The organism is Kitasatospora sp. NPDC051984 (genome assembly GCF_044593455.1).
Classification (GTDB): domain Bacteria; phylum Actinomycetota; class Actinomycetes; order Streptomycetales; family Streptomycetaceae; genus Kitasatospora.
On the sequence record NZ_JBIUCB010000017.1, the window covers coordinates 16,035 to 37,772 of the forward strand.

16 protein-coding genes are annotated in these 21,738 nt (G+C 71.9%); 7 read left to right on the forward strand and 9 right to left on the reverse strand.

What is annotated here, in order from left to right; genetic code table 11:
• The first annotated feature begins 20 nt into the window (after window positions 1–20).
• Window positions 21–1,934, forward strand: a complete 1,914-nt coding sequence (locus ACIHEI_RS27300; RefSeq protein ID WP_396608461.1) for an AMP-dependent synthetase/ligase — start codon at window positions 21–23, stop codon at window positions 1,932–1,934.
• Between the two features lie 60 nt (window positions 1,935–1,994).
• Here ACIHEI_RS27300 and ACIHEI_RS27305 read toward each other — a convergent pair whose 3' ends face one another.
• From ACIHEI_RS27305 to ACIHEI_RS27335, 7 genes are all read right to left on the reverse strand, one after another.
• Window positions 1,995–3,017 (reverse strand): LacI family DNA-binding transcriptional regulator, encoded by a 1,023-nt coding sequence (locus ACIHEI_RS27305; RefSeq protein ID WP_387645074.1) that lies wholly within the window; start codon window positions 3,015–3,017, stop codon window positions 1,995–1,997.
• 25 nt (window positions 3,018–3,042) lie between these two features.
• The gene (locus tag ACIHEI_RS27310; protein WP_396608462.1) at window positions 3,043–4,761 is read right to left on the reverse strand and encodes a glycoside hydrolase family 13 protein; all 1,719 of its coding nucleotides are present in this window, start codon (window positions 4,759–4,761) and stop codon (window positions 3,043–3,045) included.
• A 37-nt stretch (window positions 4,762–4,798) separates the two neighbouring features.
• Complete coding sequence (locus ACIHEI_RS27315) at window positions 4,799–5,710, reverse strand: sugar ABC transporter permease (protein ID WP_396608525.1); 912 nt, start codon at window positions 5,708–5,710, stop codon at window positions 4,799–4,801.
• Between the two features lie 62 nt (window positions 5,711–5,772).
• Window positions 5,773–6,723: a carbohydrate ABC transporter permease gene (locus tag ACIHEI_RS27320; RefSeq protein ID WP_396608463.1), complete on the reverse strand. Its 951-nt coding sequence runs from the start codon at window positions 6,721–6,723 to the stop codon at window positions 5,773–5,775.
• A gap of 115 nt (window positions 6,724–6,838) precedes the next feature.
• Window positions 6,839–8,116, reverse strand: a complete 1,278-nt coding sequence (locus ACIHEI_RS27325) for an extracellular solute-binding protein (RefSeq protein WP_396608464.1) — start codon at window positions 8,114–8,116, stop codon at window positions 6,839–6,841.
• 313 nt (window positions 8,117–8,429) lie between these two features.
• Window positions 8,430–9,500, reverse strand: coding sequence for an aldose epimerase family protein (locus tag ACIHEI_RS27330; RefSeq protein WP_396608465.1), 1,071 nt, complete (start codon window positions 9,498–9,500; stop codon window positions 8,430–8,432).
• Between the two features lie 94 nt (window positions 9,501–9,594).
• Window positions 9,595–12,549 (reverse strand): ATP-binding protein, encoded by a 2,955-nt coding sequence (locus ACIHEI_RS27335; RefSeq protein ID WP_396608466.1) that lies wholly within the window; start codon window positions 12,547–12,549, stop codon window positions 9,595–9,597.
• A gap of 273 nt (window positions 12,550–12,822) precedes the next feature.
• On the opposite strand from ACIHEI_RS27335, the gene ACIHEI_RS27340 reads away from it, so the two are divergent.
• Both ACIHEI_RS27340 and ACIHEI_RS27345 read left to right on the forward strand, forming a co-directional pair.
• Window positions 12,823–13,866 (forward strand): hypothetical protein, encoded by a 1,044-nt coding sequence (locus tag ACIHEI_RS27340; RefSeq protein ID WP_396608467.1) that lies wholly within the window; start codon window positions 12,823–12,825, stop codon window positions 13,864–13,866.
• 246 nt (window positions 13,867–14,112) lie between these two features.
• Window positions 14,113–14,439: a nuclear transport factor 2 family protein gene (locus ACIHEI_RS27345; RefSeq protein ID WP_392956830.1), complete on the forward strand. Its 327-nt coding sequence runs from the start codon at window positions 14,113–14,115 to the stop codon at window positions 14,437–14,439.
• A gap of 19 nt (window positions 14,440–14,458) precedes the next feature.
• Here ACIHEI_RS27345 and ACIHEI_RS27350 read toward each other — a convergent pair whose 3' ends face one another.
• Together ACIHEI_RS27350 and ACIHEI_RS27355 are read right to left on the reverse strand one after the other, a co-directional pair.
• The gene (locus ACIHEI_RS27350; RefSeq protein ID WP_396608468.1) at window positions 14,459–15,679 is read right to left on the reverse strand and encodes a serine hydrolase domain-containing protein; all 1,221 of its coding nucleotides are present in this window, start codon (window positions 15,677–15,679) and stop codon (window positions 14,459–14,461) included.
• A gap of 75 nt (window positions 15,680–15,754) precedes the next feature.
• Window positions 15,755–16,087 carry a hypothetical protein gene (locus ACIHEI_RS27355; RefSeq protein WP_396608469.1) on the reverse strand — a complete coding sequence of 111 codons (333 nt, stop codon included), beginning with the start codon at window positions 16,085–16,087 and terminating at the stop codon, window positions 15,755–15,757.
• Between the two features lie 114 nt (window positions 16,088–16,201).
• On the opposite strand from ACIHEI_RS27355, the gene ACIHEI_RS27360 reads away from it, so the two are divergent.
• The 4 genes from ACIHEI_RS27360 (at window position 16,202) to ACIHEI_RS27375 (ending at window position 21,711) form a co-directional block, all read left to right on the forward strand.
• Complete coding sequence (locus ACIHEI_RS27360; protein ID WP_396608470.1) at window positions 16,202–16,735, forward strand: NUDIX hydrolase; 534 nt, start codon at window positions 16,202–16,204, stop codon at window positions 16,733–16,735.
• Between the two features lie 236 nt (window positions 16,736–16,971).
• Entirely contained in the window at window positions 16,972–17,754 is a 783-nt protein-coding gene (locus ACIHEI_RS27365) for a TetR/AcrR family transcriptional regulator (protein ID WP_396608471.1), read from the forward strand.
• A 416-nt stretch (window positions 17,755–18,170) separates the two neighbouring features.
• On the forward strand, window positions 18,171–20,702 hold the full coding sequence (locus tag ACIHEI_RS27370) for a hypothetical protein (RefSeq protein WP_396608472.1): 2,532 nt from the start codon (window positions 18,171–18,173) through the stop codon (window positions 20,700–20,702).
• A 262-nt stretch (window positions 20,703–20,964) separates the two neighbouring features.
• Window positions 20,965–21,711 carry a dienelactone hydrolase family protein gene (locus ACIHEI_RS27375; protein ID WP_396608473.1) on the forward strand — a complete coding sequence of 249 codons (747 nt, stop codon included), beginning with the start codon at window positions 20,965–20,967 and terminating at the stop codon, window positions 21,709–21,711.
• Window positions 21,712–21,738 lie beyond the last annotated feature (27 nt).

A 21,738-nucleotide genomic window follows, 5' to 3' on the forward strand; every position in this document is an offset into this window, starting at 1 on the left:
CCACCCAAGGGAGTTCGCTGATGGCACACCCCCTCGCCCGTGCCGCCCGCGCCGAGCACCTGCGCGACCGCGCGCCCGTCGAAGTCCTGCACTCCGACGGGCGGGTGGTCGAGGCCCGCACCCCGCACCTCGTCCCGCCGCCGGACTCCGGCAGCCTCGCCGACCTGCCGTTCCGCAACGCCGTCGAAGCCCCGGCCGCCGAGGTGCTCACCAGACGTCAACCCGCAGGCGGGTGGCGACATGTGACGGCCAGTCAGTTCGCCGACGAGGTGGCGGCGACCGCCCGCGGGCTGATCGCCGTGGGGGTGCGCCCGGGCGGGCGGATCGTGCTGATGTCGCGCACCCGCTACGAGTGGACGCTGCTGGACTTCGCGGCCTGGGCGGCCGGTGCGTCCCTGGTGCCGGTGTACCCGACTTCCTCGGTCGAGCAGGCCGAGTGGATCGTCCGGGACTCCGGCGCGGCCCTGGCGGTCGCGGAGGACGCCGACACCGCCGAGGTTCTGACCACGGCGATCGCCCGCACCGGCGGCACGGTGCCGCTCTGGCGGCTGGACGAGAACGCCGTCGAGGCCCTCGGTGAGCTCGGAAAGGCGGTGCCCGCCGGGGAGTTGGAGAAGCGGCGGGCGGCTCTCGGCCCGGACAGTGAGGCCACCCTGATCTACACCTCCGGCACCACCGGACGCCCCAAGGGCTGCCTGCTCACCCACGCCAACTTCCTCACCGAGGCGGCGAATTGCCACGCCCTGCTGGAGCCGGTGTTCACCGCGGCGACCGGGGAGACGCCGTCCACCCTGCTGTTCCTGCCGCTGGCGCACGTGTTGGGCCGGATGATCCAGGTGACGTGCGTGTTCGGCCGGATCCGGTTCGGCCACAGCCCGTCCCTGAAGCCCGCCGAACTCCGGCCCGACCTGGCCGAGTTCGGCGCCACCTTCCTGGTCGGCGTGCCCTACCTGTTCGAGAAGATCCACCAGTTGGGCCGGGCCGAGGCGCAGGCGAAGGGCGCGGCACGGATCTTCGACCGGGCGGCCGAGGTCGCGAAGCGCTACGCCCGCGCCGAACTGGCCGCGCTGGACGGCGGGGGCGACCGCGCCCCGCTGTCGCTGCGGCTGGCGCACGGCCTGTACGACGCCCTGGTGTACCGCCGGGTGCGGCAGGCGATGGGCGGCCGGATCCGGTACGCGATCAGCGGCGGCTCCTCGATCGACCCGGAACTGCTGCTGTTCTTCGCCGGCGCGGGCGTGCTGGTGTACGAGGGCTACGGGCTGACCGAGACCACCGGCCCGTCCACCGTGAACCCGCCGCTGCGGCCCCGCCCGGGCACCGTCGGGCCGCCGGTGCCGGGCAGCGCGGTGCGGATCGCCGAGGACGGCGAGGTGTTCCTGAGCGGACCCCAAATCTTCGACGGCTACTACGAGTTGGGCGCACCAACACCCGAACGGGAACACTGGTTCGCCACCGGCGACCTGGGCCGGCTCGACGAGGACGGCTACCTGACCATCACCGGCCGCAAGAAGGAGATCCTGGTGACCTCCGGCGGCAAGAACGTCTCCCCCGGCCCGCTGGAGGACCGCCTGCGCGCCCACCCGCTGATCAGCCAGGCCCTGGTGGTCGGCAACGACCGCCCGTACGTGGGCGCGCTGCTCACCCTGGACCCGGAGGCGGTGGAGCACTTCCTGCAACAACGCCAACCGGCCACCACGAAAGCCCAGGACGTGACCAGCGCCGTCCCCGTCCACCCCGCCGTCCTGGCCGCACTCGCCGAGGCGGTGCAGGCCGTCAACTCGACCGTCTCGCGCGCCGAGTCGATCCGCCGGGTGCGCGTGGTCGGCGGCGACTTCACCGAGGAACGCGGCCTGCTCACCCCGTCCCTGAAGGTCCGCCGGCAGGCCGTCAGCACCGCCTACCGCCGCGACATCGAGCAGCTCTACACCTGAAAACGCCTGCGGCCCCCGCTCCACCGAGGAGCGAGGGCCGCAAATGCCTTGAAACACCGATCAGTTGCGCGGGCCCGACCCGGTCGAGCCCCGCATCACCAGCTCCGGCTGGAACATGAACTCCGAGCGCTGCGCCGGGTTCCCGCCGACCTCCTCCAGCAGGGCGTCGACGGCGGCGGTGGCCATCGCCTCGACCGGCTGGCGCACGGTGGTCAGCGGCGGTTCGGTGAACGCTATCAACGGCGAGTCGTCGAACCCGACCACCGAGACGTCCTGCGGCACCGACAGGCCCCGCCGGCGCACCGCGCGGATCGCGCCGAGCGCCATCATGTCCGAGCCGCACACGATCGCCGTGCAGCCCTTGTCGAGCAGTGCCTGGGCGGCGGCGTGCCCGCCCTCGACGCTGAACAGGGTGTGGTGGATCAGCTCCCCGGCCTCTTCGGCGGTGCGCCCGGTGAGCTGCTGGAGCGCGGCGGTGAAGCCCTCGATCTTGCGCAGCACGGGGACGAACCGCTTCTGACCGACTGCCAGCCCGATCCGTTCGTGGCCGAGTTCGACGAGGTGCTGGACGGCCATCCACATCGCGGCCCGGTCGTCCGGGGAGATGAACGGTGCGGCGATCTTCTCGCTGTAGCCGTTGATCAGCACGAACGGGACCTGGCGGCCGGAGAGTTTGGCGTACCGGTCGTGGTCGGCGGTGGTGTCGGCGTGCAGTCCGGAGACGAACACGATGCCGGCCACGCCGCGTTCCACCAGCATCTCGACGAGTTCGTCCTCGGTGGAGCCGCCCGGGGTCTGGGTGCACAGCACCGGCGTGAAGCCGTGCCGGCTGAGCACCTGTTCGATGACCTGGGCGAGCGCGGGGAAGATCGGGTTGCTGAGCTCGGGGGTGATCAGGCCGATCAGCCCGGCGCTGCGCTGGCGCAGCCGGGTGGGCCGTTCGTAGCCGAGCACGTCCAGCGCGGCCAGTACGGTCTGCCTGGTGGTCGCGGAGACGCCCGCCTTACCGTTGAGTACGCGGCTGACGGTGGCTTCGCTGACCCCCGCCTGCGCCGCGATGTCGGAGAGTCGCGCTGTAGTCACGAGCCCAGAGCCTATTGCAACCACCTCAGACCGCCCACCATGCGGTGCTGTCGGCCGGGAGTTCGGTGTGCTCGGATTCCACCGTGGCGGCCGAGGACAGCAGCAGCCGGCCGGGCGCCGGAATGGTCACGCTCTCCCCGGTGGTGTTCACGGTGCACACGAACGACCCTTCGGCCGCCTCGCGACGGAACATCAGCACGCCTTCGGGGGCGTCCAGCCACTCGACCTCGGTGCCGGCGCCGAGCGCGGGCTGTTCGCGGCGGACGGCCAGCGCGGAGCGGTACAGCTCCAGCGTCGAGGTCGGGTCACCGGTCTGGACCTCTACCGAGAGTTCGGCCCAGTCGGCGGGCTGCGGCAGCCAGCTCGGGCCGCCGGCCACCGGGCCGAAGCCGTACGGCGCCTCGGTGCCGGACCACGGGATGGGGACCCGGCAGCCGTCGCGGTAGCCGTCCTGCCCGGCCTGCCGGAAGAACGACGGGTCCTGGCGGACCTCGTCGGGCAGGTCGGTGACGTCGGGCAGCCCGAGTTCCTCGCCCTGGTAGATGTACGCGGAGCCGGGCAGCGCGAGCATCAGCAGGGTGGCGGCGCGGGCCCGGCGCAGGCCGAGCGGGCGGTCGCCGGCGGTGCGGATCTGGGTGCCCAGGCCGGGCTCGTTGGCGAACCGGGTGGCATGCCGGGTGACGTCGTGGTTGGACAGCACCCAGGTGGTGGGGGCCTGCACGGGCCGCATCGAGTCGAGCGAGAGGTCGATCACCTCGCGCAGCTTCGCCGCGTCCCAGTCGGTGCCCAGGTACTGGAAGTTGAACGCCTGGTGCAGCTCGTCGGGGCGGACGTAGTTGGCGGTGCGCTGGACGGTCGGGGTCCAGGCCTCGGCGACGCCGATCCGGTCGCCGGGGTACTCGTCGAGGATCTTGCGCCAGCTGCGGTAGATGGCGTGCACGCCGTCCTGGTCGAAGAACGGCATGACGTCGTTGCCGAGCAGCTTCAGCTGGTCGTGGCCGCCGAGGTCGGGCAGGCCGGGGGCCTTGACCAGGCCGTGGGCGACGTCGATCCGGAAGCCGTCGACGCCCATGTCGAGCCAGAACCGCAGGATGGAGCGGAACTCGTCGGCGACCGCGGGGCTGTCCCAGTTGAAGTCGGGCTGCTCCGGGGCGAACAGGTGCAGGTACCACTCGCCGGGGGTGCCGTCGGGGTTGTCGCTGCGGGTCCAGGCGGGGCCGCCGAAGATGGACTCCCAGTCGTTGGGCGGGAGTTCGCCGTTCTCGCCCTTGCCGGGGCGGAAGTGGTAGCGCTCGCGCAGCGGAGTGCCGGGGCCCTCGCGCAGCGCGCGCTGGAACCACTCGTGCTGGTCGGAGGAGTGGTTGGGGACCAGGTCGACGATGATCCGCAGGCCCAGCTGGTGGGCGTCACGGATCAGCCCGTCGGCGTCCAGCAGGGTGCCGAACATCGGGTCGACGGCGCGGTAGTCGGCGACGTCGTACCCGGCGTCGGCCTGCGGGGAGGCGTAGAACGGCGACAGCCACACCGCGTCCACCCCGAGGTCGCGCAGGTAGGGCAGCCGGCTGCGGATGCCGGGCAGGTCGCCCATGCCGTCCCCGTTGCCGTCGGCGAAACTGCGCGGGTACACCTGGTAGATGACCGCGTCCCGCCACCAGCCGCCTCTGGAGGCCCCGGTGGTCGCAGCAGTCGTCCGAGCGACGGGAACGGCGGCGGGCCGGGAGGCGTCGGCCAGGTTCTGGGTCATAGGACAGTCATCCCTTGGGTGCTGTGGAAACGGAGGGTCAGGACTTCGCCGCGCCGGCCGTCAGACCGGTCACCAGGTGACGCTGCACCAGGTAGAAGACGACCGCGGCGGGGATGGCGATGAGCACCGAGGTGGCGGCCATCAGCTGCCACTGGTGGTCGTGCTCGCTGACGAACGAGGCGAGGCCGACCGCCAGCGTGTACTTGCTGGACGAGAGCATGAAGGTGGAGGCGAAGGCGACCTCGCCCCACGCGGTGAGGAAGGAGTAGAACGCGGCCACCGCCAGGCCCGGGCGGGCCAGCGGCAGGACCAGCCGCCAGAAGGCGCCGAACGGCGACAGTCCGTCGACCCGGCCGGCCTCGTCGATCTCCACCGGGATGGTGTCGAAGTAGCCCTTCAGCAGCCAGGCGCAGTACGGCACGGTGGTGGTGGAGTAGACCAGGATCAGGCCGGTGTAACTGTCCAGCATCTGCACGCTGGACAGGATGTAGTACATCGGCACGATCAGCACGGCGATCGGGAACATCTGGGTGACCAGCAGGGCCCACATCAGCGGGCGGTAGCCGGGGAAGCGCATCCGGGAGACCGCGTAGCCGGTGGTGGCGGCGATCAGCACGCCGATCAGGGTGGTGCCGCCGGCCACGATGGCCGAGTTGCCGAACCAGGTGAGGAAGCCGGTGTCGCCCAGCACCCGGCCGTAGTTGGCCAGGGTGGCCTTGTCCATGATCTTCGCCGGGTGCAGGTAGTCCATGTCGTCCGGGCCCAGCGAGATGTACGCGATGTACAGCACCGGGAACAGGGCGATCAGGCTGGCGACGATCAGGGTGCCGTGCGAGAGCACGGTGGCCAGCGGCGAGGACTCGCCGCGCAGCCGGACCTTGACGGGTCGTCCGGCGGGCTTCGCGTCGGCGGCGGGGCGGTCGGCGGGGCGGTCGGCGGTGAGTGTCATGGGGCTACCTGCCTGGTCCTGGTCCTTGGGCTGGGGGTCGGTTCCCGTACGGGCGTCGGCGCTCATCCGTTGGCCTTCTCGACCCGGGCCGTCCAGCGGCGGTAGAAGCCGGTGAAGACGATCAGGATGGAGAGCAGCAGGATTCCGTAGGTCGCCGACTGCGCGTAGTCCGAGGGCTGCTGGCCGAAGCCGAGACGGAAGGCCCAGGTGACCAGGATCTGCGCGTCGGGGGCGCCGGAGCCGAACAGCAGGAAGATGATGGCGAACTGGTTGAAGGTCCAGATCACGCCGAGCAGCACGACGGTGGACGAGACGGTCCGCAGGCCGGGCAGGGTGACGTAGCGGAACCGCTGCCAGGCGCTGGCACCGTCCATCTCGGCGGCCTCGTACAGCTCGGCCGGGATCGACTGGAGCCCGCCGAGCAGCGAGATCATCATGAACGGCACGCCGACCCAGGTGTTGACCAGGATCGCGGCGAACTTCTGCGCCAACGGGTCGGACAGCCAGCCGGGTTCGGGCAGGTGCAGCATCGACAGCAGGCCGTTGACGGCGCCGCCGTCGGCGAGCATCAGCCGCCAGGAGAAGACGGTGACGAAGGTCGGCACCGCCCAGGGCAGGATCAGGATCAGCCGGTAGACGCTGCGGCCGCGCATCTTGCGGTTGAGCAGCATCGCCAGGCCCAGGCCGATGCTGTAGTGCAGGAACACGCAGACCGCGGTCCAGATGACGGTCCAGACGAAGTGCGACCAGAACCGGTCGTACGACGTCGGCCCCCACAGCACGTCCGCGTAGTTGTCGAGGCCGACGAAGTCGAAGCTGTCGGGTATGTGGTTGACGCCGATCTGGCGGCCCACGTTGAGGCTGGTGGCGTTGGTCAGGGTCAGGTAGAAGCCGCGGGCCAGCGGGTAGCCGACCAGCACCCCGAGGACGATCACGACCGGCGCGACCATCGCGTACGCGTACCAGTACTTCGAGTACGACAGCTTGATGCGCTGAACGACCGCAACTGCCATGGGTTGACACCTTCTCCGGGAGGTCCGCCGCCTGCCTCGGCGACTGGTGCTGTGTGGTGTGACGGCGGGCGCCCGGCCCACCGTCAGGTGTGGGCCGGGCGAGCCTGGTTCCGACTTACTTCTTGAAGTCCGGCAGGAGCTTCGCGTAGTCGGTGGCGGTGGCGTCCAGGCCGGCCTTGGTGTCGGACTGGCCCTGGACGATCTTGCCGAGGTTGGTGCCGAAGGAGCCGAACAGCGAGGCGTACTCGGGCAGTTCGGGGCGCGGCTGGGCGGAGGCCAGGATCGCCTGGAAGTCGGCGATGCCCGGGTTGGCCTTGACCTCGGCGGTGTAGGCGTCGCTGCGGGTGGGCAGGGTGCCGTTCTTCAGCGCGAGGAAGGTCTGGCTCTCGGCGGAGGTCAGGAACGCGGCAAGCTTCTCGGCGGCGGCCTTGTGGGCGGCGTCGGAGCCGGCGTAGACCGAGACGTTGTGGCCACCGGTCGGGGCGCCGCCCTTGGCGGAGCCGTTCGGGACGGCGGCGATGCCGAGGTTCTTCTTGTCGGCGAAGGAGGCGCCCTTGTAGATGTTGGTGACCTCCCACGGACCCTGGATGATCGCCGCGACCTTGCCGTTGTTGAAGGCGTCCATCATGTGCGCGTAGGCGTCGGTGGTGACGTCGGCCTTCGCGGTGCCGGGCGAGGTGAACATCGTCTTGTAGGTCTCGATCGCCTTCACCGCCTCGGGCGAGTTGACGGTGACCTTCTTGCCCGCGGCGTCCACCATGTTGGTGCCCTCGCCGTACAGGAACGGCATGGCGTAGTAGCCGTCGCCCGCCTTCAGCCAGAAGCCGTCGACGCCCGCCTTCTCCTTCAGCTGGGCGGCGTCGGCCTTCAGCTCGTCCCAGGTGGTCGGCGCGGCGGCGATGCCGGCCTTGGCGAACAGCTCCTTGTTGTACATCAGGGCGAGGGTGTCGGTGACCAGCGGGACACCGTAGGTCTTGCCCGCGTACTTGGCCTGCTGGATCAGCGACGGCTGGAAGGCGGCGGCGTCGGTCAGCGCCGGGGTGCCGTCCAGCGGCTCCAGGTAGCCGGCCTTGGCGAAGGCGGAGGTCCAGCCGACCTCGGAGCGGAAGGCGTCCGGCGCACCCTTGGCACCCATCGCGGTCTGCAGCTTGGTCTGCGCCTGGTCGAACGGCACGTTCTCGAACTTGACCTTGATGTTCGGGTTCGTGGCCTCGAACTTCTTGACCAGTTCCTGGTAGTTCGGCGCCTCGTTGGTGGCGTTCGAGGTGTCCCAGTAGGTGATGGTGACCGGTCCGTCGCTCTTGGCGTCCGAGCCGGAGCCGCTGCTGCCGCACGCTGCAAGAGTGACCGCAAGAGCCGCAACGAGAGCGGAGGCCGCGATACCACGCCGCATGGAAACTCCTAGAAAGATGAGGGTGCCCGAGTGGGGGGAGGACCGCGCATAATGGCTGTCCGGGCCGACCGCGCCGTCGCAGGCCGTCGGGCTTGAGCAGGAACGTAACAGCGCGGTGAGCACGCCTGAAAGGTCTTGCAGCAAGTTTCTGCAAGTTACCGGCGATCGTTACATCGACGTGTCCTCAGTGTTGCCGCCGCGCGTCTTGACCATCCGTGGCCCTGCGGAAACTCCTTGCACCCCCACCGCCGCTGAGCAGCGAAAAAGGGCCCCGGGACAGCTCCCGGGGCCCTTCTCGATACAGCTCCTGGACTCAGCCGGAGGTGCCCAGCCGCAGCACCGTGCTGGAGCGGAACTCCTGCCCCGGCCGCAGTTCGGTCGACGGATAGGACGGCTGGTGCGGCGAATCCGGGTGGTGCTGGGTCTCCAGCGCGACGCCGGCGAACGGGCCGTACGCCGTACCGGACGGGCCGGTGACGCTGCCGTCGAAACCGTTCGCCGTGTACACCTGCAACCCCGGCTCGGTGGTCAGCACCTCCAGCGTCCGCCCACTGCCCGGGTCGGCCAGCAGCGCCGCCCGCACCGGCGGCCCGTCCGCGGGGCGCTCGCGCAGCACCCAGTTGTGGTCGTACCCGCGCGACTGCTTCAGCTGCGGGTGCCCCTCCGCCAGGCCCTCGCCGATCGGCCGGGGCGTGGTGAAGTCGAACGCGGTGCCCGCCACCGGCTCGTACGGGCCGTACGGGATCTGCCGCTCGTCGGCCGGCGTGATGGCGTCCGCGTCGATGGTCAGCAGGTGGCCGAGCACGTCGCCGCGGCCCTCGCCGGCCAGGTTGAAGTAGGCGTGGTTGGTGAGGTTGACCACCGTGGGCCTGGTGGTGACGGCCCGGTAGGAGATGGTCAGTTCGGCGCCGCTCAGCGTGAAGTCCGTCCAGACGTCCAGCGCGCCGGGGAAGCCCTGGTCGCCGTCCGGCGAGTGCAGGTGCATCCGCACCCCGCCGGGGATCTCCTCGGCCTCCCACACCCGGTGCGAGAACGAGTCGGGGCCGCCGTGCAGGGTGACGCCGTGTCCGGTGGGCAGCAGCGGGTGGTCCTCGCCGTCCAGGGTGATCCGGCTGTCGGCGATCCGGTTGGCGTACCGGCCGACGGTGACGCCGTAGTGCTTGGCCGGGCCGAGCAGCGTGCCGACGTCCTCGGTGGTCAGCAGCACCTGGGCGGGCGTGCCGTCCCGGTCCGGCGCGGTCAGGGTGTGCAGCGCCGCGCCCAGCGTGATGACGGTGGCCTCGATCAGGTCGGAGCGCAGCGTCCACCGTTCCAAGCCCATGCCGGCCCCCGACAGGTCGTACGGTGCCCGGTGCACCTCGGCGGGCCGGTCCGGCGCGGTCATGGGCTGCTCCTTGGTTCGTGATCACCCTTTTCGGCCAGCGTAGCGGGGCCCGGCGCACGGGGCGGTGACCCGCTCCCGCGCGCCGGAGCGTCCGTCAGCCGGGCTGCCCGGGGCCGCCGCTGGGCAGGCCGAGCGCGTCGGCGAGACCGTCCGGTCCGGTGCCGAGCTTGCGGTGCACGGCGGCCAGCCGCTGCTTGACCACCGACACCGGCAGCTTCAGCCGTTCGGCGATCCGCTGCGGCGGCAGGGCCAGCGCCGCCAGTTCGGCGACCTCCAGCTCCTGCGGGTTGAGGTTGACCTTGTTCGGCACCAGCGTCCGGTTGGGCTGCAGCCCGGACGCGGACAGCACGTTGCGGGCCCGCACCTCCAGACCGTCGGCCCCGCAGTGCTTGGCCAACTCCATTCCCTGGTAGAGGTGTTCGGCGGCCTCCAGGCTGCGGCCGACCTGCACCAGAGCGGCGCCGAGGTCGACCAGCGCGTGCGCGTGCTCGTAACTGGCCGGGGAGCGGCCGAGGCAGCCCACCGCCTCCTGGAGCAGCTCGACGGCGTGCGGCCCCTCCCACACACTGGCGGCCAGCCGCAACGCGCTGCCGATCGCCGACGGCGAACCGGACTCCCGGGCCCGGGCCACCGCGTCGTCGCCGTTCTTCCGTGCGGACGGCAGATCCCGGTGCGCCATCGCCACGGCCAGGTAACCGGCCCACGGCGCGTGCACGGTGGAGCGCCAGCCGCGCTTGTCCAGCCGCATGCCGGTCTCGGCGAGCACCTCGACGGCCATGTCGTAGTCGCCGCGAGAGATCAGCAACTTGCCGTAGATGGTGGCGACATCGGGCAGCACCAGCGCGGTCTGGTGGTACGGCGGCGAGAACCGGTACCGCTGCGCGACCTCCCAGGCCTCCCGGTCGCGGCCGCGGGCCAGCAGGGTGTCGATCAGCGAGCCGACCAGGTTCCACTGCAACGGCAGCCCGGTGCCCATCCGGTCGGCGATCCGCAGTCCTCGGCGCAGGAAGTCCTCGGCCTCCGGGAGGAAGCCGCGGCGCAGCCGGGCGAAGCCCATCAGGAAGTAGGCGAAGCCGCGGTGCGCGCCGCTCCACCCGGCGATCTCGAACTCCAGGATGGCGGAGCTGAACAGCTTTTCGGCGCGGGCGAGTTCGTCGTTGTAGGCGAAGCACAGGCCGAGCAGCGCGGGCAGTTCGAAGTTCCAGGTGGTGTTGGTCCAGCCGAGGCTGCGCGACAGCCGTCCGTTGACCAGCGCGTCCTCGGCGGCCCGCAGTGCCTCGGCGCTGGGGCCGCCCTTGAGGGTGAGGTCCCAGGCGTGCAGGGCGCGCACCGGCCGGGAGGCCTCGCTCTCCTCCTCGACCTGGGCGGCGAGTTCGGCGACCTTGCGGGCCCGTTCGGGGCCGTTGTCCTCGTCGCGCCGCAGGGCGGTGTACAGCAGGTGGGCGGTCAGCAGCCGGACCCGGCCGAGGCCTTCGGTGGTGTTCTCGGCCTCGGTCAGGCAGAGCCGGGCGGCGCCGTTCAGGTCGCCGCCGTGGGCGATCACCTCGGACAGCCGGAAGACCGCCTCGACCCGCAGGTCGGCGTTGAGGCCGTCCTCGATGTCGAGTGCGCGGCGCAGTTGGTTGGCGGTGGCCTCGGGGTCGGTGAGCAGTGCGGCGCTGCCGAGTTCGTACAGCACCTCGGCGCGGTAGTCCTCGTCCGGCGGCTCGGCGAGGGCGCGTTCCAGGCAGCGGCGGGCGGCTTCGGGGGCGCCGATGGCGAGGTTCTCGGCGGCGGCCCGGCGCAGTTTGCGGACCATCGAGTCGTCGCCCTCGCCGGGGTGGGTCTCCAGCAGGTGGCGGGAGGCGGTGAGCAGCGAGCCGCCCTGGGCCTCGATCGCGGTGGCGGCGACGCCGTGCATACCGGCCCGGGTGGCCTCCGGGATCGACTGGTAGATCGAGGTGGCGATCAGCGGGTGGACGAACTCCAGCCTGCCGTTGGGCTGGGTGGTGAGCACCCGGGTCCGGCGCAGTTCGCGGACCGACTGGGCGGTCTGCTCCGGGCCCTGGGCGCAGATCGCGGCGGCCAGGTCCTCGTCGATGTCGGTGTCGAGCAGCGCGGCGGCCCAGGCGAACTGGAGGACGGTCGGGCCGAGCTTGTCGAGCCAGTAGTCGCGGCCCTGGCCCCGGGCGGCCGCGGCGAGGTCGCGCAGCCGGGGCGAGTTCTCCTCGACGGGTTCGAGGTTCTGGTCGCGCACCTCGCGCAGCAGTGCGACGGTGTCGAACGGGGCGCCGGCGGTGACGGCCCACACCTGGCGGCAGAACGCGTCGTCGGCCTCGGCGAACTCGTTGTGCACGATCTCGGCGGTCGACAGCGGGTTGAGCGGCATCAGGTCGTGCCGACGCTCGGCACGTTCCTGGATCTGCAGGACGAGCGGCCGGGCCGCCTCGTCGAACTCGTGGCGGTAGGCGAAGACCAGCAGCACCGGGAGTTCCCGGGCGCGTACCGCGAACGAGGCCAGCCAGGTCAGCGACTCCTGGTCGACCACGTGCAGGTCGTCGATCACCACGACCAACGGGGCACGCCGGGGCGCGAGTTGGGTGATGACGAAGTCCAGGCCGTCGTGCACGCCGAGCGGGTCGATCCGCTCGACCGCGTCGGGCGGCGGGGCCAGGCCGACAGCCGGCGCGACGATGTTGTACCAGTTGCCGAACACCTCGGTGCGCTCGTCCGGGTCGAGACTGCCGAGGACGGGCTTAAGTAGCTGCCGCAGGACGCGGAACGGTTCGTGCTTCTGCCGTTCGCCGCCCCGGGCGAACAGTACGGTGGGGTCCTTGCGGGCTCCGGCGATCCGGCGCACCTGTTCGAGCATCGTGGTCTTGCCCATACCGGCCGGTCCGGAGAACAGCAGCAGTTCACCGATCTTGGTGCCGCCCGCGGCGAACTCCCGGCACAGCTTGTCCACGGCCTGTTCGGCGGAGGCGAGTTCCTTCTCGCGCTCCCACAGCCGCTGGGCGGTCTTCCCCTCGCCGGCCGCCGATGCCTGCGGCCCGCTCTGATCTTCGGCCACGTCCGTCCTTCCGACTCGCCTTCCCGGCACTCGCTTCCGACCATAGCGCCGTCAAGGGCCGCCTGGGCGGCGTTCCCGCAGGCCGTGGACCTGACGGGGGCCAGATTGCCTGGTCAGAAGCAACTACCTTGCAGGCGTCAATTTCTGGTGATTCGTCATGGTTAACTCTTTCCGGTTTCCCAGGTGTACTCGATCCCGGCGAGGGAAGACCGACGCCGGGCGCAAGCCCGACCGACTTGACGCACCAACACATCAGGCCGCTCTGGAGAAACGTTGGCTGCCATACCGCCGCTCTTCTGCCCCATCCCCTCGGCCCTGCATCCCGCGCACGAGGAGGTCGGCAAGACCACCGAACTCTGGCTCGACGCAATGGGATTCACGGGGGACGCGGAACGCCGCCGCCGCCTTCTGGCCATCGGTGCACACGAGTTCGTCTGCCGGATCGCCAAGGACGCCGAGGGCATCACGGGGCTGGAACTGGTCTCGCAGTGGCTGTGCAGCATGCTCATGCTCGACGACGAGTGGGACACCGGCAGACTGAGCCGGGACCCTTCCCGTGTACTCACGATAGCAGCCACATTACTGGCGGTTATCAACTCGACGCCCTCCCACCCGGAGGAATCGGACATCTACGTCGCTTCGGTGCGCGACGTGTTCCGCCGGGCCCGGGACTGGGCCCCCGCGGTCGCCGTGAAGCGTTGGGCGGACAGCCAGTTGGAGTCCTTCATGGGCGCCGCCACCGTCGCGGCCTACCGCTCCCAGGGGCGGACGATGTCCATGTCCGAGTACCTGACGATCGGCCCGCTGGACCGCGGCAGCCGCTCCTGCATCGAGATCATCGAGGTCTGCGAGCGCACCGCCGTCCCGCAGTCCCAGCTGGACTCGCCGCGGGTGCACGCACTCACCGAAGCCGCCAAGTTCCTGGTGCTGATCTCCGCGGACGTCTACTCGTACAGCCGCGAGGACAGCCAGGGAGACTTGGACAGCAACATCGTCCACCCCCTGGAACGACATATGGGCTGCAAACGGGACCAGGCCCTGATCGAGGCCGCCGCCCTGCACGACCGCACCATGTGCCTGTTCCTCCGCCTGGCGGACCGCGCCTCCCGCCGCGCCGGGCCCGAACTGCGCCGCTACATCGAGCAGTTGTCCAACCTGGTGAGCGGAAACCTGGAGTGGGGACTCACCTCCGCCCGCTACACCACGCACGTACCTGGCGTCGCCCCGGTCGCCGAACGCGCCGAACGCCCCGCCGACGGCCGGCTCACCCCGCCGCCCTACCCCGAGATCGCCTGGTGGTGGGAGCAGCTGTGGTGACCACCCGCTGACGGATCATCGGAAGCCTCCCCGATCCGCGGCACGAACCCGCCCATCCGGACATCACATCACACCACTCCCACGGCCCCGGCCCGCGCCACGCGCCCGGCTCCGAAGCGTGCCCGCAGCGGTGGCACACCGGCTCCGACCGGCCCAGAAAGGCTGGCGGACGACCGCCCGGCGTGGTCACGTCGGGTCAATGTCCGACCCGTCGGGCCTGATCCCACCGTCAAGGAGTGAACCCTCATGACCATCGCCGTCGACAAGCTCTCCGACCCGGCCGTGCGCCGCCTGCTCGGCGCCGTCAACTCGGGCAACCGGGACGCCTTCTTCGCCGCCCTCACCGACGACGCCACGATGTCCGACGACGGCGCCGACCGCGACCTGGCGGACTGGGCGGACCGGGAGATCTTCTCCTCGCACGGCCACATCGAGGTGCAGACCGAGAAGTCGGGCGGCCGCGCCCTGGTCGCCGACTACCGCAACGACACCTGGGGCGAGATGCGCACCGCCTGGCGGTTCACCGTCTCCCCCGACGGCCGGGTCAGCCGCTTCGAGACCGGCCAGGCCTGACCGCCCCACCGGTACTCGCTCAGGCCCGGCCCTCCAGGCACTGCCGGACGGCCGTGATCAGCGCCCGCGAGCGGATGTCCCCGGTGACGCCCGGCTGCATGCCGTTGGTGACGTAGCCGAAGCCGATGCCCAGCTCCGGGTCGGCGAAGCCCAGCGAACCGCCGCGGCCCGGGTGCCCGAAGCTCGCCGGGGACGCCATCGGCGAGCTGCCGCTGTGCCGGAAGAAGCCCTGGCCGAACGTGGTGTTGACGATCAGCACCTGGTCCGGCCCCTGCACCGAGGGCCCCGCCGCCTCGGCCAGGGTGGCCGGCTCGAACAGCGCGGGCAGCCGCTGCCCGGGCGCATCCGCCCGGTCGGCGGCGCCGATCAGCGACGCGTAGAACCGGGCCAGCGACCGGGCGGTACCGATACCGCCCGCGCCCGGCACCTCCACGGCCTGCACCGCCGGGTCGTTCAGGTCCACGCTGCTGCGCATCGAGCCGAACGAACGAGCGGTCAGCGAACGCGGGTCCCGGTAGGCGTCCACCACCGACTGCTTGGGGCGTATCCGCATCCCGCCCGGCCCGGCCTTGGCCTCCTCCGGCGCGGGCAGGTCGACCAGCCGCCCGACCCGGCCGGACTCGGTGGCGGGCAGGCCGATCCACAGGTCCAGGCCGAGCGGGGCGGCGATCTCCTCCGCGAAGTACCGGCCGACACTGCGGCCACCGGCCCGCCGCACCACCTCGCCCACCAACCAGCCGAACGTCAGCGGGTGGTAGCCGTGCGCGGTGCCCGGCTCCCAGGCCGGCGCCTGCGCGGCGACGGCCGCCGCGGCCGGATCCCACGCCAGCACGTCCTCGATCCGCAGCGGCACGTCCAGCGCGGGCAGCCCGGCCTGGTGCGACAGCAGCCAGCGCACCGGAATCCGCTCCTTCCCGGCCTGCTTGAACTCCGGCCAGTAAGCGGACACCGGGGCGTCCAGGTCGAGCAGCCCGCGCTGCGCCAGCAGCAGCGCGGAGGCAGCCGTCAGCCCCTTGGTGACCGACCGCAGCACCTGCGCGCTACCGGCCTCCCACCGCACCGCCGGCGCGGGCCTCGCACCCACCTCCGGACGCGCGTCACCGCCCCACAGGTCGACCACCTTCCGGCCGTCCAGGTACAGCGCGAACGCCGCACCCAACTCCCCGTACTGCCGGAAGTTGCCCTCGAAGGCCGCCCTGACCGGCTCGAACCCGTCCGCCGTGAACCCCTGGATCTCCACCCGCCCACCTTAGACACCGCCCCCAGTGACCTGCGGCGGGGCCCATCAGCAGCCGGCTCTCCCCTACTCCATCGGCTACTCCACCGTCCAACTGATGTGACCGATCCCGGAGGAGTAGAAGGCGCAGTGGCCCGCCGACTCCTGGGTCTGGCCGGGCTGGGCCGTCACCGAGGTGCCCGAGACGTCCGGCGCGAGACCGCACACGATGTCCGCGTGGAAGGTGATCGGCGCGCCCGTGTTGTTGGTGCAGAGCACTCCTCCGGTCAGCGGGTCGTTCTCGTGCACCCAGGTGGTGCAGTCCAGCCCCGAGCGGACGGCGGCGGGCGCCGACGCGGCCGCGACGGGCAGCGCCGTGCCGAGCCCCAACAAGGCGGCAGCGACGGACAGAACAACAACACGGTTCCTCAACACCCCTCCAACCAGCGGTAACTGACGCTCCGACAACTGAATTGCCCAACTCCCGCACTCCGTATACCAACTCTTTCGGGTGATACCTGCCTCCCCGGGGCCAGAATGGCGGGCATGACCACTCCCTCCCCCGACTCCGGTCCGCTGGACGAACTCGTCGACGTCGTCGACGAACACGACCGGGTGCTGCGCACCGCGCCCCGCTCCGAGGTCTACCGCGACAACCTGCTGCACCGCTGCGTCTTCGTACTGGTCCGCGACCCGCAGGGCCGGATCTTCACCCACCGCCGCACCGACACCAAGGCGTTCGCCCCCGGCGCCCACGACTGCTTCGTCGGAGGCGTGGTCGGCGCCGGCGAGAGCTACCTGGACGCCGCCGTCCGCGAGGCCGAAGAAGAACTCGGCGTCACCGGCATCCGCACCCGCCCGCTGTTCCGCTTCCGCTACACCGACGGCGAGCGGTTCAGCTGGTGGTCCGACGTCCACGAGGCCGATTGGGACGGCCCGGTCGACCCCCAGGCCGAGGAAGTCGCCTGGTACACCTGGCTCACCGAGGACGAACTCAACGACCGCCTCACCACCTGGGAGTTCGTCCCCGACGGCCGGGAGGCCTGGCGCCGCTACCTGGAACAGCGCACCGGCCGCTGACCTCCCTGTCGACGCCCGTCCACCCCCCCGTCCACGCTGTCCCGCGCCACCGCGACGAACTAGTGCCGCAACAGGCAACTTTGCCCCGTCGCGGCCCGATGCATCCCGCCTGGACGCACCGCCAAAGCACCCAGGTACACCCAGTACGAGGGCGCTTCGGCGGCACGCCCAGCCGGGCGCCTCGGGCCGCTCCTTGACGGGCAAAAGTTGCCTGCCGCGGCACTAGGGTGGGCCGCATGGCTTCCCGTACGCCGTCCGTGGCCCCCCGCTCGGAGGAACAGCAGCCCGCCCGCCCCCCCAGGCGGCGGCTCACCGTCGACGAACGCCGCGAACAACTCATCGCGGTGGCCCTCGAGTTGTTCTCGGACCGAGCCCCCGAGGACGTCTCCATCGACGACATCGCGGCCGCCGCCGGCGCCTCCCGCCCGCTCGTCTACCACTACTTCCCCGGCAAGCAGGCCCTCTACGAAGAAGCCCTGCGCCGGGCCGGACGCGAACTCGCCGGACGCTTCGAGGAAGTCGCCGACGGCCCGCTCTCCGAACGCCTCTACCGCGTCATGGGCCGCTACCTCGACTTCGTCCAGTCCCACGAAGCCGGCTTCACCGCCCTGCTGCGCGGCGGCTCGGTCGCCGCCAGCCCCGACGCCGACGCCGTCATCGACCACGTCCGACGCGCCGCCCAGGAACAGATCCTCCACCACCTCGGCCTCCCCGACCCCAGCCCCACCCTGCGCCGCACCGTCCGCGCCTGGATCGCCAACGCCGAAATCAGCTCCCTCGACTGGCTCGCCGACAAGCCCGTCCCCGCCGAAACCCTGCAACTCCACCTGGTCCAGGAACTCGTCGCCGCCCTCGCCGTCGCCGCCACCCGCGACCCCGAACTCGCCGCCCTCTTCACCGAGTTCTTCACCACCGAACACCCCGAAGGCCCCACCGCCCGCCTCATCCGCGACCTCACCACCACCCTCGCCCCCCTCACCCCTTCCCTCCTCCGCCTCGCCACCCCACCCACCCCCTGACCCCCCTCAACTCCCGCCGCCGAACCACGTCGCTTTCCCCAGACGATCCCTCAACCCACCCCCAAGCCCCCGTCACCCCACACCCCGCCCACCATCCCGCCCTCCGACGACCCCTCAACCCACGTCATCACCTTTCCCACCCCCCAACCACCCACCCCCCAAGCCCCCGTCACCCCACACCCCCACCCGCACCACCCACTCCACCCCCGACGACCCCTCAACCCACGTCATCACCTTCCCCATCCCCCACACCCGCGCCGCAGGCACCCCCAACCACCCACCCCCCCAACACCCCTTCACCCCACACCCCCACCCACACCACCCACCCCACCCCCGACGACCCCTCAACCCACGTCGTCCACGTCTGATACAAAGTGGCTGAACTGTCCACACCCGAGAACGAGGGGGCTCGGCGAATGACGCAGGAAGGCTTCGCCGCCGCAGACCGGATCACGGCCACGCTGGACGCGGCATGCGCCGCACTTCTCGGCAGCCGCGCCACCCACTACCCGATCGACGCATTCACCGCGTTCCGTCGGCCTCAGCATCCGGCCGCCAAGGCCCTGTTCGGTCTACGGATCAGCCAGATCGGCCCGGGCCTGCTCTCCGTCCCGAAGCTGGGCACGGTGATCGAGGTGTCCGCCAACCGCCGCCCGAACGCGAACGCCGGCCGCGAGGCCGTCCCGGTGCTGACGCAGCGTTTCGCCGCCTCGGCCCTCGGCCTGACCGACCCCGCGTCGGTCTCCGCGCTGCGGTTGCACGCCGAGCCGACCCCGGTGGACACCGAGCCGCTCGCCGGTTTCACCCAGGCCCTCGCGGCCCTGGCCGAACCTCGCGTGACGGTCGCCCCTGACGAACTGTCGACCGGCTCGGGTGTCGAGGCGCGCCTTGTCGTCCCGCCGGCGTTCCACACTCTGACGGTGCGCGGTTCGGGCAACGCCCTGTCCGCCCATCTCACCGAGACCGCCGAAGAGTTGTTCTCCGGCGCGTCCCCGGCCGAGCGCAACGACTTCGCCGTGGTGGCGGCGCTGCTGTCCGAGCAATTCGCCGCCTCGAACGTCGCCTACGCGGGTGTCGCGACGCTGCTGGTGAACGGCCGCAGTTCGCGGGTCTCGCTGGTGGTGTCGACCGTCCCGTGCGCGCAGCCGATCCAGGAGCTGGCGGTGGAACTGTCCACCGAGCGCCCGTACTCCGAGGTGTGGACGGTGTTGCTGCCGGCCGGCCCGGCCGCGGTGCTGGTGGAGAACCGGGCGATGCCCGCGCTGAAGGAGCTGCACGACGAGCGCCCCGGCGGCGTGGTGTACAGCTCGGTGGTCGAGGCGTTCGTGCCGATGCCGGACGGGGCGACGGTCCTGACGGTGCAGCTGACCACCTCCGACACCGAGGACTGGGACGTCTACACCTCGGTCTTCGCGGACCTGCTCTGCTCGGTCCAACTCGCTTGGGACGGTGTGGCCGTGGCCCCGGCCCCGGTGCCGGTCGGCCGGGCCGTTCCCGCTCACAGCCCGGCCGTTCCGGCGCAGTCCGCCGCGCCGTCGGTACCTGTCGCCCCGCCGGTTCCGGTCGCGACGTCCGAGCAGCCCGACGCCCCGTCCGGCACCTCGGTGCGGGTCCCGCCCTCGGACTTCAATCCCTTCGGCGCCCCGGCCCCCGCCGATCCGCGGGCCCAGCAGCCGTCCCCGGTGCTGGCCTCCGCCGACCCGTTCGGTGCCCCGGCCCCGGTCGCCCCGGAGGAGCCCGCCAAGGGCACCACCGTCCGGGTTCCCCCGGAGGACTTCAACCCCTTCGGCGCAGCCCCGACCCCCGCAGCGGCAACCCCCGCCGCCCCGGCGGCCACCACCCCGGCCGCCGACCCCTTCGGCGCCCCGGCGGCCACACCGGAACCCGAACCCGAAGCCGCCGACCCCACCAAGGGTCGCCTCGTCAAGGTCCCCCCGGCCGACTTCAACCCCTTCGGCGCAGCCCCGACCCCCACAGCGGCAGCCCCCGCCGCCCCGGAGCCCGCCACCCCGGCCGCCGACCCCTTCGCAGCCGCCGACCCCTTCGGCGCCCCGGCCGCACCCCCCACCCCTGCACCCGAAGCCGAACCCGAAGCCGCCGACCCCACCAAGGGCCGCCTCGTCAAGATCCCCCCAGCCGACTTCAACCCCTTCGGCGCAGCCCCGACCCCCGCAGCGGCAACACCCGCCGCCCCGGAGCCCGCCACCCCGGCCGCCGACCCCTTCGGCGCACCCGACCCCTTCGGCGCCCCGGCCGCACCCCCCGCGCCGGCACCGACACCGGCACCGACACCGGCCCCCGAAGCCGCCGACCCGACCAAGGGCCGCCTGGTCAAGGTCCCCCCGGCCGACTTCAACCCCTTCGGCGCAGCCCCGACCCCCGCAGCGGCAACCCCCTCCACCGAGGAACCCGAAGCCGCCGACCCCACCAAGGGCCGCCTCGTCAAGGTCCCCCCGGCGGACTTCAACCCCTTCGGCGTAGCCTCAACCCCGGCCGCAGCAGCCCCTGCCGCCACCCCGGCGCCCGCCCCGGTCGCCGCACCGGCGCCGGCCCGCGCGGCGTCCGCCGACCCGTTCGGGACAGTTCTGTCCTCCGAGCCGTCCGACCCGTTCGGCACCATCACCGGCCCGCCGAGCAACATCCCGCCCCGGCCCAGCGCCCCGCCGACGGTCCCGGCCCCGGCCGACCCGCCGGAGGCGGCGGACCCCACCAAGGGACGCCTGGTCAAGGTCCCCCCGGCGGACTTCAACCCCTTCGGTGCAGCCGCGGCCCCCGCAGCAGCTGCCCCCGCCGCCGAGGAACCGGAGGAGGCCGACCCCACCAAGGGACGCCTCGTCAAGGTCCCCCCGGCCGACTACAACCCCTTCGGCGGTCTCTCCGCACCCTCGGCCCCTGCGGCGGCACCGCAGTCCCCGCCGCCCCCGCCGGCCAACAGCCCCTTCGGCTGATCCGCACCTGACGAACGGCGAGCCCACCCCGGGCTCGCCGTTCCGCATTCCCCGGCCGCCCCATCGCCCACCCGGCCACCCGGCCACCCACCAGGCCCGCTGGCCTCGCCCCGTCCGGTCGACTACCTTGTCCGACCATGACGACCGGGACGGCCTCGCGCCACACACGAATCGGCGACCCGGCCCTCCCCTGAGCGCCGCCCGGGCCCCACCTCCGTCGAGTTGACACCTCATCCAACGGTCAACCGCGACAGGAGACTTGATGCCCGCCCAGCCCCGCACCGACCTGCTGCATATCCCCACCCCGGACGGCCACGCCGACGCCCTCGCCGCCTTCCCGTCCGAGGGCGGCCCGCACCCGGCGGTACTGATGTACCCGGACGGCTTCGGCATCCGCCCGGCTCTGCGCGCCCTGGCCCGCGAACTGGCCGGCCACGGCTACTACGTGCTCGTCCCCAACCTCTTCTACCGCCACGGCCCGGCCCCGGTGCTCGAACTCCCCGCGTACATCGGCGAGGACGCCCGGCACGACCTCTTCACCCACCTGATGCCGCTGATCACGGCGCACACCCGCGAACGCGCCCTGCGCGACGCCGACGCCTTCCTACGCTGCCTCACCACCCGCCCCGAGGTCGCCGCCGGCCCGGTCGCCGTGACCGGCTACTGCATCGGCGGCCTCCAGGCCGTCCGCACCGCCGCGGCCCACCCGCACCGGGTCGCCGCCCTCGCCGCGTTCCACGCCCCGGTGGCCGCCGACGGACCCGAGGTCTTCGCCGAACTCACCGCCGAGGTCCATCTCGGCCACGCCGCAAGCGATCTGACGCCCGAGGCCCTCGCCGAGCTCAACCACGCCCTCGATGCCGCCGGGGTCCGCCACACCTCCGAGATCTACCCCGGCACCGTCCACGGCTTCACCATGCCCGACACCGACGCCTTCGATCCCGCCGCGCTCCGCCTGCACTGGGCCCGGCTGCTCCCCCTCCTCGCCCGCACCCTGCCCGCTGTCTGACACCCGACCTGTCAGTCCACCCTGCGA

Excerpts from the sequence above, each read along its gene's own strand:
- ACIHEI_RS27310 (WP_396608462.1), bottom strand. The coding sequence starts at position 4,761 with ATGACCCAGAACCTGGCCGACGCCTCCCGGCCCGCCGCCGTTCCCGTC.
- ACIHEI_RS27360 (WP_396608470.1), top strand. The coding sequence starts at position 16,202 with ATGACCACTCCCTCCCCCGACTCCGGTCCGCTGGACGAACTCGTCGAC.
- ACIHEI_RS27315 (WP_396608525.1), bottom strand. The coding sequence starts at position 5,710 with ATGACACTCACCGCCGACCGCCCCGCCGACCGCCCCGCCGCCGACGCG.
- ACIHEI_RS27330 (WP_396608465.1), bottom strand. The coding sequence starts at position 9,500 with ATGACCGCGCCGGACCGGCCCGCCGAGGTGCACCGGGCACCGTACGAC.
- ACIHEI_RS27300 (WP_396608461.1), top strand. The coding sequence starts at position 21 with ATGGCACACCCCCTCGCCCGTGCCGCCCGCGCCGAGCACCTGCGCGAC.
- ACIHEI_RS27375 (WP_396608473.1), top strand. The coding sequence starts at position 20,965 with ATGCCCGCCCAGCCCCGCACCGACCTGCTGCATATCCCCACCCCGGAC.
- ACIHEI_RS27325 (WP_396608464.1), bottom strand. The coding sequence starts at position 8,116 with ATGCGGCGTGGTATCGCGGCCTCCGCTCTCGTTGCGGCTCTTGCGGTC.
- ACIHEI_RS27345 (WP_392956830.1), top strand. The coding sequence starts at position 14,113 with ATGACCATCGCCGTCGACAAGCTCTCCGACCCGGCCGTGCGCCGCCTG.
- ACIHEI_RS27320 (WP_396608463.1), bottom strand. The coding sequence starts at position 6,723 with ATGGCAGTTGCGGTCGTTCAGCGCATCAAGCTGTCGTACTCGAAGTAC.
- ACIHEI_RS27370 (WP_396608472.1), top strand. The coding sequence starts at position 18,171 with ATGACGCAGGAAGGCTTCGCCGCCGCAGACCGGATCACGGCCACGCTG.
- ACIHEI_RS27365 (WP_396608471.1), top strand. The coding sequence starts at position 16,972 with ATGGCTTCCCGTACGCCGTCCGTGGCCCCCCGCTCGGAGGAACAGCAG.